Annotated in this window: 17 protein-coding genes and 2 pseudogenes; 13 read left to right on the top strand and 6 right to left on the bottom strand. The window is 53.2% G+C overall.

From position 1 onward, the window contains the following. Nucleotides 1–4 precede the first annotated feature (4 nt). The 9 genes and pseudogenes from ynfF to clcB all read left to right on the top strand — a co-directional run bounded on the left by ynfF (nt 5) and on the right by clcB (nt 9,760). Entirely contained in the window at nt 5–2,440 is a 2,436-nt protein-coding gene (ynfF, locus tag ACLJRU_RS00695) for a selenate/tellurate reductase subunit YnfF (RefSeq protein WP_023234935.1), read from the top strand. Between the two features lie 10 nt (nt 2,441–2,450). Next, the gene (dmsB, locus tag ACLJRU_RS00690; protein WP_023234934.1) at nt 2,451–3,068 is read left to right on the top strand and encodes a dimethylsulfoxide reductase iron-sulfur subunit DmsB; all 618 of its coding nucleotides are present in this window, start codon (nt 2,451–2,453) and stop codon (nt 3,066–3,068) included. Between the two features lies 1 nt (nt 3,069). After that, a complete protein-coding gene (locus tag ACLJRU_RS00685) occupies nt 3,070–3,927 on the top strand; it encodes a dimethyl sulfoxide reductase anchor subunit family protein (protein WP_000534695.1) in 858 nt (285 codons plus the stop codon). A 42-nt stretch (nt 3,928–3,969) separates the two neighbouring features. Then, complete coding sequence (dmsD, locus tag ACLJRU_RS00680; RefSeq protein WP_000206565.1) at nt 3,970–4,584, top strand: Tat proofreading chaperone DmsD; 615 nt, start codon at nt 3,970–3,972, stop codon at nt 4,582–4,584. A 304-nt stretch (nt 4,585–4,888) separates the two neighbouring features. Further along, nucleotides 4,889–5,599, top strand: a complete 711-nt coding sequence (gene osmY / locus ACLJRU_RS00675) for an osmoprotectant ABC transporter permease OsmY (protein ID WP_000557304.1) — start codon at nt 4,889–4,891, stop codon at nt 5,597–5,599. A gap of 28 nt (nt 5,600–5,627) precedes the next feature. Continuing rightward, nucleotides 5,628–6,530: an osmoprotectant ABC transporter substrate-binding protein OsmX gene (gene osmX, locus ACLJRU_RS00670; protein WP_001211193.1), complete on the top strand. Its 903-nt coding sequence runs from the start codon at nt 5,628–5,630 to the stop codon at nt 6,528–6,530. A 9-nt stretch (nt 6,531–6,539) separates the two neighbouring features. Beyond that, nucleotides 6,540–7,187 (top strand): osmoprotectant ABC transporter permease OsmW, encoded by a 648-nt coding sequence (gene osmW / locus ACLJRU_RS00665; protein ID WP_000379677.1) that lies wholly within the window; start codon nt 6,540–6,542, stop codon nt 7,185–7,187. Then, nucleotides 7,187–8,335 carry an osmoprotectant ABC transporter ATP-binding protein OsmV gene (gene osmV / locus ACLJRU_RS00660; protein ID WP_023234933.1) on the top strand — a complete coding sequence of 383 codons (1,149 nt, stop codon included), beginning with the start codon at nt 7,187–7,189 and terminating at the stop codon, nt 8,333–8,335. Before osmW ends, osmV begins: the two co-directional genes overlap by 1 nt. A gap of 135 nt (nt 8,336–8,470) precedes the next feature. Further along, a pseudogene (clcB, locus tag ACLJRU_RS00655) lies at nt 8,471–9,760 on the top strand (voltage-gated ClC-type chloride channel ClcB). Here the strand turns inward: clcB and bioD are convergent. The 3 genes from bioD to ACLJRU_RS00640 form a co-directional block, all read right to left on the bottom strand. Continuing rightward, nucleotides 9,716–10,411 carry a dethiobiotin synthase gene (gene bioD, locus ACLJRU_RS00650; RefSeq protein WP_000919210.1) on the bottom strand — a complete coding sequence of 232 codons (696 nt, stop codon included), beginning with the start codon at nt 10,409–10,411 and terminating at the stop codon, nt 9,716–9,718. The pseudogene clcB and the gene bioD sit on opposite strands and share 45 nt — an antisense overlap. A gap of 124 nt (nt 10,412–10,535) precedes the next feature. Continuing rightward, on the bottom strand, nt 10,536–11,756 hold the full coding sequence (gene mlc, locus ACLJRU_RS00645) for a sugar metabolism global transcriptional regulator Mlc (protein ID WP_000225087.1): 1,221 nt from the start codon (nt 11,754–11,756) through the stop codon (nt 10,536–10,538). A gap of 127 nt (nt 11,757–11,883) precedes the next feature. Continuing rightward, nucleotides 11,884–12,783, bottom strand: coding sequence for a LysR family transcriptional regulator (locus ACLJRU_RS00640; RefSeq protein ID WP_001019577.1), 900 nt, complete (start codon nt 12,781–12,783; stop codon nt 11,884–11,886). Nucleotides 12,784–12,902: 119 nt separating this feature from the next. Between ACLJRU_RS00640 and ACLJRU_RS00635 the strand changes: the two genes are divergently transcribed. After that, nucleotides 12,903–14,156 (top strand): MFS transporter, encoded by a 1,254-nt coding sequence (locus ACLJRU_RS00635; protein ID WP_000091787.1) that lies wholly within the window; start codon nt 12,903–12,905, stop codon nt 14,154–14,156. A 66-nt stretch (nt 14,157–14,222) separates the two neighbouring features. On the opposite strand, the gene ACLJRU_RS00630 is transcribed toward ACLJRU_RS00635, so the two are convergent. After that, nucleotides 14,223–14,315, bottom strand: coding sequence for a KPN_01571 family protein (locus ACLJRU_RS00630; RefSeq protein WP_001068154.1), 93 nt, complete (start codon nt 14,313–14,315; stop codon nt 14,223–14,225). Between the two features lie 235 nt (nt 14,316–14,550). Here ACLJRU_RS00630 and asr point away from each other — a divergent pair, with 235 nt between their 5' ends. Further along, nucleotides 14,551–14,799 carry an acid resistance repetitive basic protein Asr gene (asr, locus tag ACLJRU_RS00625; protein WP_187790628.1) on the top strand — a complete coding sequence of 83 codons (249 nt, stop codon included), beginning with the start codon at nt 14,551–14,553 and terminating at the stop codon, nt 14,797–14,799. A gap of 268 nt (nt 14,800–15,067) precedes the next feature. Then, a complete protein-coding gene (locus ACLJRU_RS00620) occupies nt 15,068–15,889 on the top strand; it encodes a trypsin-like serine peptidase (protein ID WP_000549649.1) in 822 nt (273 codons plus the stop codon). Between the two features lie 39 nt (nt 15,890–15,928). On the opposite strand, the gene mdtI is transcribed toward ACLJRU_RS00620, so the two are convergent. Both mdtI and mdtJ read right to left on the bottom strand, forming a co-directional pair. Further along, nucleotides 15,929–16,240 (bottom strand): multidrug/spermidine efflux SMR transporter subunit MdtI, encoded by a 312-nt coding sequence (gene mdtI, locus ACLJRU_RS00615; protein WP_031606589.1) that lies wholly within the window; start codon nt 16,238–16,240, stop codon nt 15,929–15,931. Between the two features lie 4 nt (nt 16,241–16,244). Then, entirely contained in the window at nt 16,245–16,607 is a 363-nt protein-coding gene (gene mdtJ, locus ACLJRU_RS00610; protein ID WP_023234931.1) for a multidrug/spermidine efflux SMR transporter subunit MdtJ, read from the bottom strand. Between the two features lie 417 nt (nt 16,608–17,024). On the opposite strand from mdtJ, the pseudogene ACLJRU_RS00605 reads away from it, so the two are divergent. Continuing rightward, nucleotides 17,025–18,058, top strand: a pseudogene (locus tag ACLJRU_RS00605) (AI-2E family transporter). Nucleotides 18,059–18,125 lie beyond the last annotated feature (67 nt).

The raw sequence follows: 18,125 nt of genomic DNA, 5'->3' as shown, positions 1-18,125 counted from the left end.
TGTTATGAAAATCACCAACCCTGAGGCATTAATGGCGGCCAGTATCAGCCGACGAAGCCTGGTGAAAACCTCCGCTATCGGTAGCCTTGCGCTTGCCAGTAGCGCTTTCACCCTTCCGTTCTCCCGCATCGCACACGCCGCAGCAGACCTCGCATCCGGCAATGTGGCAGAAAAAGCGGTCTGGAGTTCATGTATCGTTAACTGCGGCAGCCGCTGCCTGCTGCGCCTACACGTAAAAGATGACACCGTATATTGGGTTGAATCAGATACCACGGGCAACGATGAATATGGCAACCATCAGGTACGCGCCTGCCTGCGCGGCCGTTCTATTCGTCGCCGGATGAATCATCCCGATCGCCTGAAATATCCGATGAAACGCGTTGGTAAACGAGGAGAAGGCAAATTCGAACGTATCAGTTGGGATGAAGCGTTGGATACCATCGGCGATAACCTGAAACGTATCCTCAAGGACTACGGCAACGAAGCGGTACATGTCCTTTACGGTACCGGCGTGGACGGCGGCAATATTACCAATTCTAACGTACCGTATCGCCTGATGAACGCCTGCGGCGGCTATCTCAGCCGTTACGGTAGCTACAGCACCGCCCAAATCAGCGCGGCCATGAGCTATATGTTCGGCGGCAACGACGGCAACAGTCCGGATGATATCGCCAATACAAAACTGGTGGTGATGTTTGGCAATAACCCCGCGGAAACACGTATGAGCGGCGGCGGCGTGACATACTATGTCGAACAAGCGCGCGAGCGCTCCAACGCCCGGATGATCGTGATTGACCCGCGTTATAACGACACTGCCGCCGGCCGCGAAGACGAGTGGCTGCCGATTCGCCCTGGTACCGATGGCGCGCTGGCGGCGGCAATCGCCTGGGTGCTGATTACCGAAGATCTTATTGATAAACCGTTTCTGGATAAATACTGCATCGGCTACAACGAAACCACTCTGCCCGCCTCGGCCCCGCGTAACGCGCACTATAAAGCCTATATTTTGGGTCAGGGCGACGACGGTATTGCTAAAACGCCGCAATGGGCCGCGCAGATTACCAGTATTCCGGCGGAAAAAATCATTCAACTGGCGCGGGAAATCGGCTCGGCGAAACCGGCTTACATTTGCCAGGGCTGGGGACCGCAACGCCACTCTAACGGGGAGCAGACCGCACGCGCAATCGCCATGCTGTCTGTACTCACCGGTAACGTCGGCATAAATGGCGGTAATTCCGGCGTGCGCGAAGGCACCTGGGATCTGGGCGTCGAATGGTTTTCTATGCTGGAGAACCCGGTAAAAACCCAGATTTCGGTCTTTACCTGGACCGACGCTATCGATCATGGCGCGGAAATGACCGCCACACGCGACGGCGTGCGGGGAAAAGACAAGCTCGACGTGCCGATCAAATTTTTGTGGTGCTACGCCAGTAATACGCTGATCAATCAGCATGGCGACATCGCCCACACCCACGAGGTGCTTCAGGACGACAGTAAATGTGAAATGATCGTCGGCATCGAGCACTTTATGACCGCGTCGGCAAAATATTGCGACATTCTGCTGCCTGATTTAATGCCGACCGAGCAGGAAGATCTGATTTCCCACGAATCCGCAGGCAATATGGGCTATGTCATTCTTGGTCAGCCCGCCACCTCGCCGAAATTTGAAAGAAAGCCCATTTACTGGACGCTCAGTGAAGTGGCTAAACGGCTTGGTCCGGAAGTATACCAGACCTTCACAGAAGGCCGCACGCAGCATGAGTGGGTCAAATACCTGCACGCAAAAACCAAAGCGCGTAACCCGGAAATGCCGGATTACGAAGAGATGAAACAGACAGGGATTTTCAAAAAAAAATGCCCGGAGGAGCACTACGTCGCTTTCCGCTCATTCCGCGAAGACCCTGCCGCCAACCCACTGAAAACGCCGTCCGGTAAAATCGAAATCTATTCCGAGCGTCTGGCAACCCTCGCCAACACGTGGGAGCTGAAGAAAGATGAGATTATCCATCCTTTACCCGCCTATACGCCAGGCTTTGACGGTTGGGACGATCCGCTTCGTCAGCGCTACCCGCTACAGCTAACCGGCTTCCACTATAAAGCGCGTACCCACTCCAGCTACGGCAATATCGACATCCTGCAACAGGCGTGTCCGCAGGAGATCTGGATCAACCCGATTGATTCGCAAGCGCGCGGCATTCAGCATGGCGACACCGTGCGGGTCTTTAACCAGAATGGAGAGATGCTCATTCTGGCAAAAGTCACGCCGCGCATATTGCCTGGCGTCACCGCTATCGGCCAGGGCGCCTGGTTAAATGCCGATATGTTTGGCGACAAAATCGATCGCGGCGGCTCCATTAACATTCTGACGTCGCACCGGCCTTCCCCACTGGCGAAAGGTAATCCGTCACACAGTAATCTTGTTCAGGTTGAAAAGGCGTAAGGAGTAACCGATGACAACCCAGTATGGATTTTTTATTGATTCCAGTCGTTGCACCGGTTGCAAAACCTGCGAACTGGCCTGCAAGGACTACAAAGATTTGACCCCGGATGTCAGCTTCCGCCGCATTTATGAGTATGCGGGCGGTGACTGGCAGGAGGATAACGGTGTCTGGCACCAGAACGTGTTTGCCTATTATCTCTCCATTTCATGCAACCACTGCGAAGACCCGGCCTGTACCAAAGTCTGCCCGAGCGGCGCGATGCACAAGCGCGATGACGGTTTTGTGGTGGTGAACGAAGAGGTCTGTATCGGCTGCCGCTACTGCCACATGGCCTGCCCGTACGGCGCGCCGCAATACAACGCCGCCAAAGGTCATATGACCAAGTGCGACGGCTGTTATGACCGGGTGGCGGAAGGCAAAAAGCCGATTTGCGTCGAATCCTGCCCGCTGCGGGCGCTGGATTTCGGCCCGATAGACGAACTGCGTAAAAAACACTGTGAGCTGGCTGCCGTCGCGCCGCTGCCGCGCGCGCATTTCACGAAGCCGAATATTGTGATTAAACCCAACGCCAACAGCCGCCCGACCGGGGACACTACCGGTTATCTGGCCAATCCGAAGGAGGTATAAGATGGGAAGTGGATGGCATGAATGGCCGTTGATGATCTTCACGGTCTTTGGTCAGTGCGTGGTCGGCGCGTTAATCGTTAGCGGACTGGGCTGGCTGACGGCAAAAGACGATACCATCGCCCGTCAGCGCATCGTGCGTAGCATGTTTTTTCTGTGGCTGGTGATGGGACTGGGATTCCTCGCGTCGATTATGCATCTCGGCTCGCCGATGCGCGCGTTTAACTCGCTTAACCGCGTAGGCGCTTCCGCACTGAGTAATGAAATCGCCGCAGGATCGGTGTTCTTTGCCGTAGGCGGCATCTGGTGGCTGGTGGCGGTACTCGGTAAAATGCCCCCGGCGCTGGGTAAAGTGTGGCTGCTGGTCAGTATGGCGCTCGGCATTGCATTCATCTGGGCAATGACGCTCGTTTATCAGATAGATACCGTGCCAACCTGGTATAATGGCTACACCACGCTGGCCTTTTTCCTCACGGCATTCCTGTGCGGCCCGGTGTTTGCGGCGCTACTGCTACGCATCGCGCGCGTCCCATTTTGCAGCGTGACGTTTGCCAGTATTAGCGGCCTGGCATTGGTGGTGTGCGTGGCGGTCATCGTACTACAAGGACTGTCTCTCTCAACCATTCACAGTTCCGTGCAACAGGCCAGCCATCTCGCACCGGATTACGGTATGCTACAGGTCTGGCGCATTGTCTTGCTTGCTGCCGGATTAGGCTGCTGGCTATGTCCGCTAATCCGTCGCCGCGAACCGCATACCGTTGGTTTGCTGCTCGGTGTCGTGCTGGTGCTGGCAGGCGAAATTATTGGCCGCGGACTTTTTTATGGCCTGCATATGACCGTAGGTATGGCCGTCGCAGGTTAATTTATGCGTGCGGGGCGACCCGCACCTTTCGGGATTGTTTGAATGACCACTTTTTTACAACGTGATGATTTTGCAGTAACGGCGCGTGTTCTTGGCGCGTTGTTTTATTATTCGCCGGAAAGCCACGAAACCGCTCCTCTGGTTCAGGCGCTATTAACCGACGACTGGCAGGCGCAGTGGCCGCTTGATGCCGAGGCGCTTGCGCCTGTGGCGGCTATGTTTAAGACCCACAGCGAAGAGTCGTTGCCACAGGCCTGGCAGCGTCTGTTTATCGGCCCTTACGCTCTGCCGTCTCCGCCGTGGGGTTCCGTCTGGCTGGATCGTGAGAGCGTATTATTTGGCGATTCTACGCTGGCGCTACGTCAGTGGATGCGCGAAAACGGGATTCAGTTTGAAATGCAACAAAACGAGCCAGAAGATCATTTTGGGTCGCTGTTGCTGCTGGCGGCCTGGCTTGCCGAGAATGATCGTCATCATGAATGCGAACAACTCCTGGCCTGGCATCTGTTTCCGTGGTCGTCCCGCTTTCTGGACGTATTTATCGATCATGCCGGGCATCCGTTTTATCAGGCGTTGGGGCAACTGGCGCGTCTGACTCTGGCGCAATGGCAAGCTCAACTTATTATTCCCGTCGCTGTAAAACCGTTATTCCGTTAATCCCCACAAAAGGCAGGATTTTACCTGCCTTTTCTCCCATTGCGGCCTATTTTTATCTACAAAAAGTGACAACGTCACACTACGTTTCTGTTTTTAAGATAATTCTTTATCGTGAATGTTTACGCTAAGCCGCATAAGGGCAAAGCATAATTGTTAATAGATGTTTAATAGTGTTAAACATCACGCTTCGCTGGAATCCTTCCCAACCTGTTGCTATAGCTCAAAGTACCCAGCCGGAACATGGCATAACAACACGCGACTCTTAACGTCGCCATAACACATGCAAACAGGGAGACACACCGCAATGCACACCCTCACCCTAAAACGTGTACTTGGGTTCACTATCGTCATTTTGCTGTTACTGGCGCTGTTTATCTGGGGAATCGGTCTGGAGACGCTGAAAGCGCGTCAGGTCGATCTGCTGTATCTCGGGCAACGGCATTTGATGCTGGTCTTTACGTCCATGTTTTTTGCTTTACTGGTCGGTATCCCGAGCGGGATTTTACTCAGCCGACCTGCGGCAAAAGGATTTGCTGAATATGTCATGCAAATCTTTAATGTTGGTAATACCTTGCCGCCGCTGGCCGTTCTGGCCTTAGCGATGGTGATTATCGGGATCGGCGATACGCCCGCCATTGTCGCGCTATTTCTGGCTTCTCTTCTGCCTATCGTCCGCAATACCTATGCGGGCCTCTGTTCCGTTCCCGCCTCACTGATTGAAGCGGCGAACGGGATTGGGATGACAAAATGGCAGCGGCTTCGCCAGGTAGAGCTACCTAATGCGTGGCCAGTGATGCTGTCCGGTATTCGCATCGCGACCGCCATCAATGTCGGCACCGCGCCGCTGGCCTTTCTGATTGGCGCCAGCAGCTACGGCGAGCTGATTTTCCCGGGAATTTATCTCAACGATTTTCCGACGTTGATCCTCGGCGCAACGGCCACGGCGTTATTCGCGCTGATTCTTGACACTCTGCTTGCCTGGTTTGGGCGACGCCTTAGCCCTCATACCGTCTGAACGCATAAATAACAATAAGGAGCGTTAAATGAGATTCAAAAAACACCTGTTGGGATGGCTTGCCGCAACGCTGTTGTTCAGTAGCCAGACGCAGGCCGCGCCGCTGGTTCTCGCCACCAAAAGCTTTACCGAGCAGCATATTCTTTCCGCTATGACCGTTCAGTATTTGCAGAAGAAAGGCTTTCAGGTTCAGCCGCAAACCAATATCGCCGCGGTGATTTCACGTAATGCGATGGTGAATAAACAAATTGATATTACCTGGGAATACACCGGTACATCGCTGATTATTTTCAACCGTATCGATAAGCGCATGAGTCCACAGGAAACCTACGACACGGTAAAACGCCTAGATGCGAAGCTGGGCCTGGTATGGCTCAAACCGGCTGACATGAACAATACTTACGCGTTCGCGATGCAGCGCAAACGCGCCGAGTCGGAAAATATCACCACCATCTCGCAAATGGTGGCAAAAATCGAACAGGTCCGGCAGAACGATCCTGACCACAACTGGATGCTCGGTCTCGATCTGGAATTTGCCGGGCGCAGCGATGGGATGAAGCCCCTTCAGCAAGCCTACCAAATGCAGCTTGATCGCCCGCAAATACGACAGATGGACCCAGGGCTGGTCTATAACGCCGTTCGGGATGGACTGGTTGACGCCGGGCTGGTCTATACCACCGACGGACGGGTGAAAGGGTTTGATCTGAAAGTGCTGGAAGATGATAAAGGCTTCTTTCCAAGTTACGCTGTCACGCCCGTGGTGCGTAAAGAGGTGCTGGAGGCCAATCCTGGCCTTGATGACGCCTTAAACACCCTTTCCGGCCTGCTCAATAACGATGTGATATCGACCCTAAACGCCCAGGTCGATATCGAGCATCGCACGCCGCAACAGGTAGCCCATCAATTTTTGCAGGACAAAGGTCTGCTGTAAGGAGCGCCTATGGATACGATACATTATATGCTGGATAACGCAGGCTATCTCGCCAGCCTTACCTTTCAGCATCTCTGGCTGGTCGCGCTGGCCGTCGGTCTGGCGATTATCATCGGCGTACCGTTAGGCGTTTTGATTGTACGCCACAAATGGCTGGCAACGCCGGTACTGGGCGCCGCCACGCTACTTCTTACCATTCCGTCTATCGCGCTGTTTGGATTAATGATCCCGCTCTTTTCGCTGATCGGGCATGGTATTGGCGTTCTGCCCGCCGTGACGGCCGTTTTTCTCTACTCTTTACTGCCGATTGTGCGTAATACCCATACTGCGCTTGATAGTTTGCCGCCCGGTCTGCGTGAAGCGGGACGCGGCATCGGTATGACTTTCTGGCAACGGCTGCGCTGGGTCGAAATCCCAATGGCCCTACCGGTTATTTTCGGGGGTATCCGCACCGCGGTAGTGATGAATATCGGCGTGATGGCGATTGCCGCGGTTATCGGCGCTGGCGGTCTGGGGCTGCTACTGTTAAACGGCATTAGCGGCAGCGATATTCGCATGTTAATTGCCGGCGCGCTGATGATCTGTCTACTGGCGATTGTGCTTGACTGGCTGTTGCATCGTCTGCAAGTCGTACTGACACCTAAGGGGATACGATAATGATAAAACTGGAAAATCTCACCAAACAATTTGTACAGAAAAAGGGTCAGCCGCTAAAAGCCGTCGACAACGTCAACCTGAACGTGCCGGAAGGCGAAATGTGCGTCTTACTCGGTCCCTCCGGCTGCGGCAAAACCACCACGTTAAAGATGATCAACCGGCTGATCGCGCCCAGCAGCGGTAATATTCTTATCAACGGCGAGAATACCAACGATATGGATACGGTAACGCTACGCCGCAATATTGGGTATGTTATCCAACAAATCGGCCTGTTTCCTAATATGACGATTGAAGAAAATATTACCGTTGTGCCGCGCATGTTGGGTTGGGACAAAGCGCGCTGCAAGCAACGCGCCGAAGAGTTGATGGACATAGTGGCGCTGGATGCCAGAAAATTTCTGCATCGCTATCCAAAGGAGATGTCCGGGGGACAGCAACAGCGTATTGGCGTGATCCGCGCTCTGGCCGCCGATCCGCCGGTACTGCTGATGGATGAGCCCTTCGGCGCGGTGGACCCCATTAACCGCGAAGTGATCCAGAACCAGTTTCTGGATATGCAGCGTAAGCTAAAAAAGACCGTGATGCTGGTCAGCCATGATATCGACGAAGCGCTAAAACTCGGCGACCGTATCGCCGTGTTCCGTCAGGGGCGAATTGTACAGTGCGCCAGTCCTGATGAACTGCTGGCCAAACCGGCTAACGAGTTTGTCGGGTCGTTTGTCGGTCAGGACAGAACGTTAAAGCGTTTGCTACTGGTCTCCGCAGGCGATGTGACCGACCAACAGCCAACCATTACCGCGCGGCCTTCCATGCCGTTAAGCGAGGCGTTCGGCATTATGGATGATCACGATATTCGCGCCATTACCGTCATTGACAACGACGGTAAGCCACTGGGATTTGTGAAGCGCCGGGAAGCGCGGAACGCCAGCGGAATCTGCGCCGATATCACCCATCCTTTCCGTATTACGGGCAAAGCGGAAGATAACCTGCGTATTGTGCTGTCCAGATTGTACGAAAGTAATACTAGCTGGATGCCGATCGTTGATGAAGACGGACGCTATAACGGTGAAATCTCTCAGGATTACATCGCCGATTATCTCAGCTCAGGCCGCACGCGTCGGGCGCTAAATATTCACGAAAACAGCTAACGCTGCCGCCGGATGGCCTCTCGCTATCCGGCAATATCATTATTGTACGCAATATTATATCGCACATAGTGCTTTTGCGTCTGACGCCATTTCCCCGCAGAATAGGCTATCCTGAAACTCCCTGTTTACCCGCTCATGCATCGTTTACACGCTTACCCGGATCTGCGCGCGATGTTTCGTCGCCTGCTGATCGCTACGCTCATCGGTATTCTCGCGGCGCTGGCTGTCGCCGCCTTCCGTCATGCGATGCAATTGCTGGAGTGGATTTTCCTGAGTAATGACACCGGCAGTCTGGTGAATGCGGCTGAGGGGCTTTCGCCCTGGCGACGGCTGATTACGCCAGCGCTTGGCGGCCTGGCCGCTGGTCTGTTACTATGGGGGTGGCAAAAAATGAACCAACAGCGCCCCCATGCGCCCACTGACTATATGGAAGCATTGCAAACCGACGGGCAATTTGACGTTGGCGCCAGTCTGGTGAAATCGCTGGCCTCGCTGCTGGTCGTGGTCAGCGGCAGCGCAATTGGTCGCGAAGGCGCAATGATCCTCCTCGCCGCGCTGGCGGCATCCAGCTTTGCCCGACGCTTCACGCCGCGTGAGGAATGGAAATTATGGATCGCCAGCGGCGCCGCTGCGGGCATGGCGGGCGCTTACCATGCGCCGCTGGCGGGCAGCCTGTTTATCGCGGAAATCCTGTTCGGTACCTTAATGCTGGCTTCCCTCGGCCCGGTTGTCGTTTCCGCCGTCGTCGCCCTGCTAACCACCCATGTATTAAACGGTAGCGATTCACTACTCTATACCGTGCATCTGACCGTTGATCTCCACGCGCGGGAGTACGTCATGATAGTCAGTACCGGCCTGGTCGCCGGTCTGTGCGGCCCATTGCTGATGTGGCTGATGACGGCCAGCCATAATAGTTTCTTACGTTTAAAACTGTCCCCGCCCTAGCAACTGGCGTTGGGCGGGCTTATTGTCGGATTACTGTCGTTACTCACGCCCACGGTATGGGGAAACGGCTATAGCGTCGTACAATCATTTTTGCTCTCCCCGCCGCTATTCTCGCTGATTGGCGGAATTTTTGTGTGCAAAATCCTGGCGGTGCTCGCCAGCAGCGGGTCTGGCGCGCCGGGCGGCGTCTTTACGCCAACATTATTTGTCGGATTATCCATTGGAATGTCTCTGGGTCGGATATGGGGATTCTGGCTGCCAGGCTCGGATGAAATAGCAATTTTATTGGGGCTGGCGGGTATGGCGACGCTACTGGCGGCGACAACCCATGCGCCGATAATGTCCACCCTGATGATTTGTGAAATGACCGGCGAGTATCAGTTACTCCCCGGTCTGCTGATTGCCTGTGTAGTCGCGTCAGTGCTCTCGCGAACGTTACGCCATGATTCTATCTACCGCCAGCACGCTGCCGAGCATTGACAAACGAATATACTGCCCCAGCTCACGCTGCTCGGCGCGCGGCAGGTACGGTAGCTCGCCAATCAGCGGCGCTGGCAGTTTTTTCCCAAGCACATCAATAATTTCAGCATAATGCGCCAGGCCAGGATTGATACGATTCGCCACCCAGCCAATTAAGGGCAGTCCATCATTAGCGACAGCTTGCGCAGTCAGTAGCGCATGATTAATGCACCCCTCCTGAATCCCTACCACCATCAATACCGGTAACTGTTCCTGTACCACCCATTCAGACAATGGACGTAAATCATTCATCAAACTACGCCAGCCGCCAGTACCCTCCACAACCACGTGGTCCACTTTATCGCTCAGGCTCGCCAGACCGTTGGACAGCAAGGTGTAATTTATAGGACAGCTATGCGCGACGCTGCTTTCTTCTTCGCTTAACGCGATCGGATTAATCGCCTCATACGGCAACTCCAGCGAAGAGACGCTTTGCAATACCAGCGCGTCTTTGTTGCGCATCCCTTCTGGAGTCTCTTTGCTCCCTTTAGCGACAGGTTTATACCCTGCAACGCTCTTACCACCCGACGCTAACGCTTGTAGTAATGCGCGGGAAACCACCGTCTTCCCAACAGAAGTGTCTGTACCTGTAATAAAGAAACGCTTCAGCATCACTAACTCCACCGTTATGCTTCGAAAATATAAGCCAGGAAAATAATACAGTGGAGAAAGTCTAAGATATGGCAAGGGCAATCAGCTTGAGTTAGCGCAAATTTTTGTACAACAGTTAAAAATGTTAACCCTGTAATAGACGAATCAACAAAGAGCCGTTATACATCGCGTCTTTTACCAACGCCGCCCCGGCCATCGTGCCCTGGTTGGTAAACTGCGTGCTTTCCACTACCGTATTCCTACTGTAGGCGGGCAGCGCCTGCTGACGGATACTGTCAGCAATGGCCGGAAAAAGGATATCAGCCGCTTTACTTAGCGGCGAACCAATAAGAATTTTTTGCGGATTAAATAAATTCACCATGATAGCCAGAATGCGTCCGACATGCGCGCCAACGCCGCTAATAATATCTTTTGCTAATAGATCTCCCTGCATCGCCGCCTGACACAGTGAATCTACCGTTAACGGCTGGCCGTGCAACATTGAACTCATTGACTGATTAAGCCGAAGCTGCGTAAGTTCCAGCACGCTATCGACGCTGGCGATGGTCTCCAGACAGCCATGATTACCGCAATAACAGCGCTTACCATAAGGATCGACCTGGGTATGCCCAATCTCTACCAGACTGCTACTACCCGCATGAAGCAAATGACCGTCGGTGATAACGCCCGCCCCCACATTATGATCAATCACCACCTGGATAACGTCGCGCGCGCCGCGTGAGGCGCCAAAAAGCGCCTCTGCCATCGTCCAGGCGCTAATATCATGCTGAATGTAAACCGGTACGCCGGTGTGCCGCTCCAGCGCATCTCCCAAAGGCATCTCTTTGACATCTTCGTAATACGGCATCCGGTGCACAACGCCGTTTTCGGTATCGATAATGCCCGGTAACGTAATGGCAATGGAGGTCAGACGCTCCAGTTTCTGCTGATGGCGGGTAAAAAACCGATCAACGTGCGTAATAATTCGCTCAAGCAACGGCGTAGCTTCGTTTAACGGCAGCGCCAGACACTCTTCTACCACCAGTTTGCTGCTAAGATCGCGCAGTGCAAGGAAAATTTCGCCACGGCTAATACGAATAGATAAATAGTGCCAGGCTTCCGTTTCCACCATCAGCCCGACGGCGGGACGTCCACGACTGCCCGCCTCTTTAATTTCAAGCTCCTGAACCAAATGCGCTTCCAGCATTTCGCGAACAATTTTCGTAATACTGGCAGGCGCCAACTGCGCCAGACGAGACAGGTCAATTCGCGATACCGGTCCGAGCTGATCAATCAGGCGATACACTGCGCCAGCATTGGTCTGCTTAATTTGATCGATATGCCCAGGCTGACTATCAGCAACCACCGCTCACTCCCTTTATTTTCGCGCTCCGAAATAATCTGTGTGCTATGGTGAAACACTTCAATACTCGCCGTCAACTTTTTGCTTAGCCGTGTGATTAACTGCACATTTTCACCCTTTTTAAGCGTAATTAATCCCGTCGGGCAGCCAGTAATAGCAGTTGGCAAAACCGCTGTACGGCATGACTCTGTTCATGATGCTTTGGCCATACCAGCCACATTTCAGATACGGCGTCCTCTTCCGCCAGGGGAACCCAGCGCATCTCGCTCATCTGTACACGCTTAAAGGATGCCGGCAGAATCGAGACACCCAGTCCCGCCGCCACCAGACCGATAATGGTCATTGCCTCGCCAACCTCCTGCGTGATGGTCGGCGACAGGTTATAGCGCCGCATCAAGCCGAGAATATCGTCGTAGAGGCCCGTCCCGACATGCGGATCGAAAAAGACGAAAGGTTCTTCCGCCAGTTCTGTCAGACTGACGACCGGCTTTTGCGCCAGCCGATGTTCGCGCGGGATCATGGCCATAAGCGGCTCATGCAAAATCACCTCGCGATTAAGTGTGTCGGGCAGCGGCGTATTCCGCAGCAAGCCAATATCCAGTACGCCTTCGTTGAGCGGCGCGATTTGCTCACGCGTATTCATTTCACGCGTTTGCATATGCACCCCCGGATAGGACTGGCGGAACAGCGAAAAGGTATGCGATACCGCCCGAATAAAAGGCGCTGAAGACGTAAAGCCAATACGGATTTCTCCCGCTTCGCCCTGATGCAGCCGCTCGGCGCGAGCGGCGGCGTCGTTTACCAGACTCAGGATGTGTCGGCTGTCCACCAGAAACTGTCGCCCGGCGGCCGTTAACGCTACGCTGCGGTTGGTCCGCGCCAGTAATCGCGCGCCGACCTGCTGCTCCAGAATTTGTATCTGCTGACTGAGCGGCGGCTGCGAGATATTGAGGCGCGCGGCGGCGCGACCAAAATGCAGCTCTTCTGCTACCGCCACAAAGTAACGTAAATGACGTAATTCGATATTCATATTTTTAACGTCTTATTTGAGACAATTAATATATTAGACAGAATATTTTGCTTTTTCTATGCTTTACATGTCGGTTATACCCGTCTCCTGTTGACGGAGATGTAAAGCAAGGATTTAACGTGAGTCGTACAACTATTCTCGATGACGCCACGGCGAGCGATATCGATGAACAATGCCATTCTCAGCCGGTTCAATTTATTAAACGCGGTACAGCGCCTTTCATGCGCGTCACGCTGGCCCTTTTTTCCGCGGGCCTGGCGACTTTCGCGCTCCTTTATTGCGTTCAGCCTATACTACCGGTACTTTCCCAGGAGTTTGGCGTCTCCCCCGCCAGCAGCAGCGTTTCACTTTCTATTTCTACCGCCATGCTGGCTATCGGCTTACTTTTTACCGGCCCGCTTTCTGATGCGATAGGCCGTAAACCGGTGATGGTCACCGCCTTGTTATTAGCCTCCTGCTGCACATTGTTATCAACCATGATGACCAGCTGGCATGGTATTCTGATTATGCGTGCGCTGATCGGTCTGTCGTTAAGCGGCGTCGCCGCGGTGGGAATGACCTACCTGAGTGAAGAAATCCATCCCAGCTTTGTCGCTTTCTCCATGGGGCTCTATATTAGCGGTAATTCCATCGGCGGGATGAGCGGGCGTTTATTAAGCGGCGTCATGACCGACTTTTTTAACTGGCGCATCGCGCTGGCGGCCATCGGATGCTTTGCGCTGGCGTCCGCGCTGATGTTCTGGAAGATTTTACCCGCCTCGCAACATTTTCGTCCCACGTCACTACGGCCTAAAACGCTATTTATTAATTTCCGTCTCCACTGGCGCGATCGGGGGTTGCCTCTGCTGTTTGCGGAAGGTTTTTTACTGATGGGCGCGTTCGTCACCCTATTTAACTACATTGGCTATCGCCTGATGCTCTCCCCCTGGGAATTAAGCCAGGCCGTGGTCGGACTGTTATCCGTAGCCTATCTCACCGGCACATGGAGTTCGCCGAAAGCTGGCGCAATGACCTCACGCTATGGCCGGGGGCCAGTGATGCTGTTCTCTACCGCAGTAATGCTGGGTGGGCTTTTACTGACGCTTTTTACCTCGCTTTGGCTGATTTTTGCCGGGATGCTGCTTTTTTCCGCCGGCTTTTTCGCCGCGCACTCCGTGGCCAGTAGTTGGATTGGCCCGCGTGCGCGCCGGGCGAAGGGACAGGCCTCGTCACTTTATCTTTTCAGCTATTATCTGGGGTCCAGTATCGCCGGGACGCTAGGCGGCGTATTCTGGCATAGTTACGGCTGGAACGGCGTAGGTGGTTTTATCGCGCTAATGCTGGTGCTGGCCATCCTGGTCGGGACGCGGTTACATCATCGTCTTCACGCCTGAAAAGAAATAATCCGGCGATAGCAACATGCGCTATCGCCGGGCTGGTTTCACGCCACGACTCACTGTTCACCATAGACCTGTCAGGCTTGATACGCCCATAACTTCTCTAATTGCATCCAGCGCCAGAAGCGTAAATACCACCCAGATTATCGGATTCATATACGGTGTGCTTGTTATTCTGGAGGGCGGATATTACCGACTCTGCGGCCAAAAATAACGGCCGGTAACGTAAAGCTACCTATTATGGTGGGGGCTGACATCGCGTTACCGGGGGATTGTACATAACGTTACATGCCGAAACCAATCACTCACGGAAGCCTTTTGATAACAGCGATATAGTCATTTCACCGGCCCCGCAGTGGGGTTGAATGAAAACCAAATCGAGGGTATCAAAATGAAAAAAGTATTAGCTCTGGTTATTGCCGCTGCAATGGGTCTCTCTTCCGCAGCATTCGCGGCTGAGACTGCAACGCCTGCGAAAACCGCAGCGCCTGCCAAAACAACCCAGACCACCCAGCACCACAAAAAACAGCATAAAAAAACCGTTGAGCAAAAAGCGCAGGCGGCTAAAAAGCACCAGAAAAAAGGTGGTAAAGCGCCAGCCAAAACCACGTCAAAACCAACTACTCAACCGGCTGCGTAAATCGTAACATGCTGCGGCGCGCCCCCGCGCCCGTTTTTACGGCGCTAAATTGTTCTGGTTTAGCGCCGCCTTCCGGGAGGGCAAAAAAGTGTCTCGCTACCGCTTTGAGCTCATTCTTATCGTGCTTATTTTATGCGCCGTTATTACCACGCATTTCTATCTTTCCTGAGTGTAGTTATCTGATTTTACTCCCACTTTCTTACCGTCACGTCTATAGTAGTACTGAGGGTTTGTTGTTAATAATCATAATTACCTACCAGAGTGTGATATGCATAAAACCATTGCTGTATTACTGGGCATAGTGTGTTTTTTACCGGTTATGGCGAAAGCCAGGGGGGCTGAAACAGACGCCACGGATGCCAGCGACGTCAAAACGCTTTTTTTTAACCATGATGATCGGGTGCCCGTCGCCGATCCTACCCAATCGCCGTGGGATGCCATCGGGCAACTAGAGACCGCCAGCGGTAATTTGTGTACGGCAACGCTTATCTCCCCGCATATCGCCCTGACAGCAGGTCACTGCCTGCTAACGCCACCGAAAGGAAAACCAGACAAGGCGGTTGCGCTGCGTTTTGTGGCGCGAAAAGGAGTATGGCGCTATGAAATCCACGGCATTGAAGGCCGCGTTGAACCGTCGCTGGGCCGACGCCTGAAAGCGGATGGCGATGGCTGGATTGTGCCGCCTGCCGCGGCAAGCTGGGATTTTGGTCTGGTAATATTGCGCTACCCACCTTCCGGTATCACGCCAGTGCCTTTATTTACCGGCGATAAAGCGGCGCTCACTGCGGCGTTGAAAGCCGCAGACCGAAAAGTCACGCAGTCCGGTTATCCGGAAGATCATCTGAATGCGCTCTATTCCCATCAGGATTGCGTCGTGACCGGCTGGGCGCAGAATGCCGTACTCTCACACCAGTGCGACACGTTACCTGGCGACAGCGGCTCGCCGCTCTTATTGCACACGGATAGCGGATGGCAGCTCATTGGCGTACAAAGCTCCGCCCCTGCGGCTAAAGATCGCTGGCGCGCCGATAACCGCGCTATATCCGTCACCGGCTTTCGCGATAAGCTGAAAGCTCTGGCGCAGGATTAATGCGGGAATCGCTGCCTGAACCGACAGACAGCGATCGTCTCAGGCAAATTTGATCATGACCATTCCGGCGAGCAGCAATATCACGCCAACCCAGCCTTTGGGGTTTAAGCGCTGGCCGAAGAGCACCCAGCCCGCCGCCAGCGTGGCGGCAATACCAAAACCGCCCCATAACGCATACGCCACCGACAGGTCTATCCCTTTTACCGCCTGGGAAAGCGCGCTGAAGGCGGCCAGAACAGCGGCAAGCGATAAGATGCCATAGCATTTACGGCGAAAGCCGTCCGAAAATTTCAACAGTACGTTAGCCGCGATTTCCAGCATTATTGCCAGCCCAAGCCAGGCGCCGTGTATCCATTCAAATTGTTGTACGAGTCGCCTCCTTCACCGGTTTGCCGGGTTTACGCGTCCCTGATTTGATCAATACTATGCCGGCGACCAGCGTCAGCAAGCCGGCAATCTTCATGGTTGATAATGCTTCATCAAATAGCAGCACGCTAAAAATGGTAATAAATAAAATGCCGATCCCTTCCCATAAGGCATACGCTACACCCAGGGCAATCTTTTTTACCGCAAAAGAAAGAAATATATATGACAGCGTGATCATCACCAGCATTAAAATAAAACCCGCATTGCCATTACCCACGCTAGCCCATTTCATTGAGAGCGTGCCGGTAATTTCAGTCGCGATAGCCAGAGCTAATAAAATCCAGTAAAACATGACACTTCTCCTGCATGAGAATATACTCTTTCGAGTCTGCTGCACGCAGCAAACTAAAAAATAAAATCAGTTAGCACAGCGCATTGCGCCAGCTCAGGCAGAAGTGAGAGACTAAAGTGCGTTACGCCAGTGCTGCTCGCCGATAAGCAGGAAAAAGGAGGTAGAGTGAAGATGCGTTTGCGTGGAGAAAAAAGCGCTGAACATATTGTCCATAATATTACAATTATCCGCAGTGTTGCTTCTCGTCATCGTGGATGATAATTGTCCTCGGTAGTTGAACACGCCTGATTTGTATCATAAGCCAGGAATTAACTCAAAATATTTTCACTTCTTTACCTGAAGTGTTTGATTTTAACCAGAACAGGTCGACCGACATCACATTATTATTCGTGTCGGCATCAGAAAACAGGGACTGATATGGCAAAACCGATCATCACGCTCAATGGTCTAAAAATCGTCATTATGCTGGGAATGCTGGTAGTTATTCTGAGCGGTATCCGCTTCGCCGCAGATATCATTGTTCCCTTTATTTTGGCGTTATTTATTGCAGTCGTTCTCAATCCCGTTGTGCAACGGATGACCCGATGCCGAATTCCGCGCGTTATCGCAGTATCATTGCTCATTGTGATTATTGTTATGTTAATGGTACTGCTACTGGCCTATTTGGGAACATCATTAAATGAACTGGCTCGTACCCTACCGCAGTATCGCTCCTCATTGGTGATACCGTTGCAACGTATTGAACCGTGGTTACAGCGAGCAGGCATTGGCGTGTCGGTTGATGAGCTGGCGAAATATATCGATCCAAACGCCGCCATGACTCTGGTAACAACCTGCTCACCCAACTGTCCAATGCCATGTCGTCCATCTTTTTATTGTTATTGACCGTGGTATTTATGCTGCTGGAGGTTCCACAACTGCCTGAAAAACTGCAGCAGATGATGAGCCGTCCGGTGGAGGGCATGGCGGCAATTCAACGCGCGCTTGATAGCGTTTCCCATTATCTGGTGCTAAAAACAGCGATCAGTATCGTGACGGGGCTGGTCGCATGGGGAATGCTGGCCGTGCTGGATGTCCGCTTCGCCTTTGTCTGGGGTCTACTGGCCTTCGCGCTGAACTATATTCCTAATATTGGATCGGTGCTCGCTGCCCTGCCACCCATTATTCAGGTGCTGGTATTTAACGGGTTTTATGATGCGCTGCTGGTGCTGGCAGGCTATCTGCTGATTAATCTGGTCTTCGGCAATATCCTTGAGCCACGAATCATGGGACGTGGTTTAGGCCTTTCAACCTTAGTGGTATTTTTGTCGTTAATTTTCTGGGGCTGGCTATTAGGTCCGGTGGGCATGTTGCTCTCCGTTCCGTTAACCATCATTGTCAAAATCGCCCTCGAACAGACCACCGGCGGGCAGAGTATCGCCGTTCTGCTTAGCGATTTAAACAAAAGATAAAATGCAATACATACACAAAATCATTCAAGATGCCTCGCGGCGGCAAGGGAAGAAATCCCCGGGAGCA

It is taken from the genome of Salmonella sp. SAL00653, from assembly GCF_046552515.1.
Lineage (GTDB): Bacteria > Pseudomonadota > Gammaproteobacteria > Enterobacterales > Enterobacteriaceae > Salmonella > Salmonella enterica.
Note: the sequence above shows the minus strand (reverse complement) of the source record. Positions and strands in the feature narration are given on the sequence as shown.

What these genes read in the sequence shown, in the direction of transcription:
- ynfF (WP_023234935.1), top strand. Translation starts at nt 5, where the DNA reads ATGAAAATCACCAACCCTGAGGCATTAATGGCGGCCAGTATCAGCCGA.
- dmsB (WP_023234934.1), top strand. Translation starts at nt 2,451, where the DNA reads ATGACAACCCAGTATGGATTTTTTATTGATTCCAGTCGTTGCACCGGT.
- ACLJRU_RS00685 (WP_000534695.1), top strand. Translation starts at nt 3,070, where the DNA reads ATGGGAAGTGGATGGCATGAATGGCCGTTGATGATCTTCACGGTCTTT.
- dmsD (WP_000206565.1), top strand. Translation starts at nt 3,970, where the DNA reads ATGACCACTTTTTTACAACGTGATGATTTTGCAGTAACGGCGCGTGTT.
- osmY (WP_000557304.1), top strand. Translation starts at nt 4,889, where the DNA reads ATGCACACCCTCACCCTAAAACGTGTACTTGGGTTCACTATCGTCATT.
- osmX (WP_001211193.1), top strand. Translation starts at nt 5,628, where the DNA reads ATGAGATTCAAAAAACACCTGTTGGGATGGCTTGCCGCAACGCTGTTG.
- osmW (WP_000379677.1), top strand. Translation starts at nt 6,540, where the DNA reads ATGGATACGATACATTATATGCTGGATAACGCAGGCTATCTCGCCAGC.
- osmV (WP_023234933.1), top strand. Translation starts at nt 7,187, where the DNA reads ATGATAAAACTGGAAAATCTCACCAAACAATTTGTACAGAAAAAGGGT.
- bioD (WP_000919210.1), bottom strand. Translation starts at nt 10,411, where the DNA reads ATGCTGAAGCGTTTCTTTATTACAGGTACAGACACTTCTGTTGGGAAG.
- ACLJRU_RS00640 (WP_001019577.1), bottom strand. Translation starts at nt 12,783, where the DNA reads ATGAATATCGAATTACGTCATTTACGTTACTTTGTGGCGGTAGCAGAA.
- ACLJRU_RS00630 (WP_001068154.1), bottom strand. Translation starts at nt 14,315, where the DNA reads ATGAATCCGATAATCTGGGTGGTATTTACGCTTCTGGCGCTGGATGCA.
- asr (WP_187790628.1), top strand. Translation starts at nt 14,551, where the DNA reads ATGAAAAAAGTATTAGCTCTGGTTATTGCCGCTGCAATGGGTCTCTCT.
- ACLJRU_RS00620 (WP_000549649.1), top strand. Translation starts at nt 15,068, where the DNA reads ATGCATAAAACCATTGCTGTATTACTGGGCATAGTGTGTTTTTTACCG.
- mdtJ (WP_023234931.1), bottom strand. Translation starts at nt 16,607, where the DNA reads ATGTTTTACTGGATTTTATTAGCTCTGGCTATCGCGACTGAAATTACC.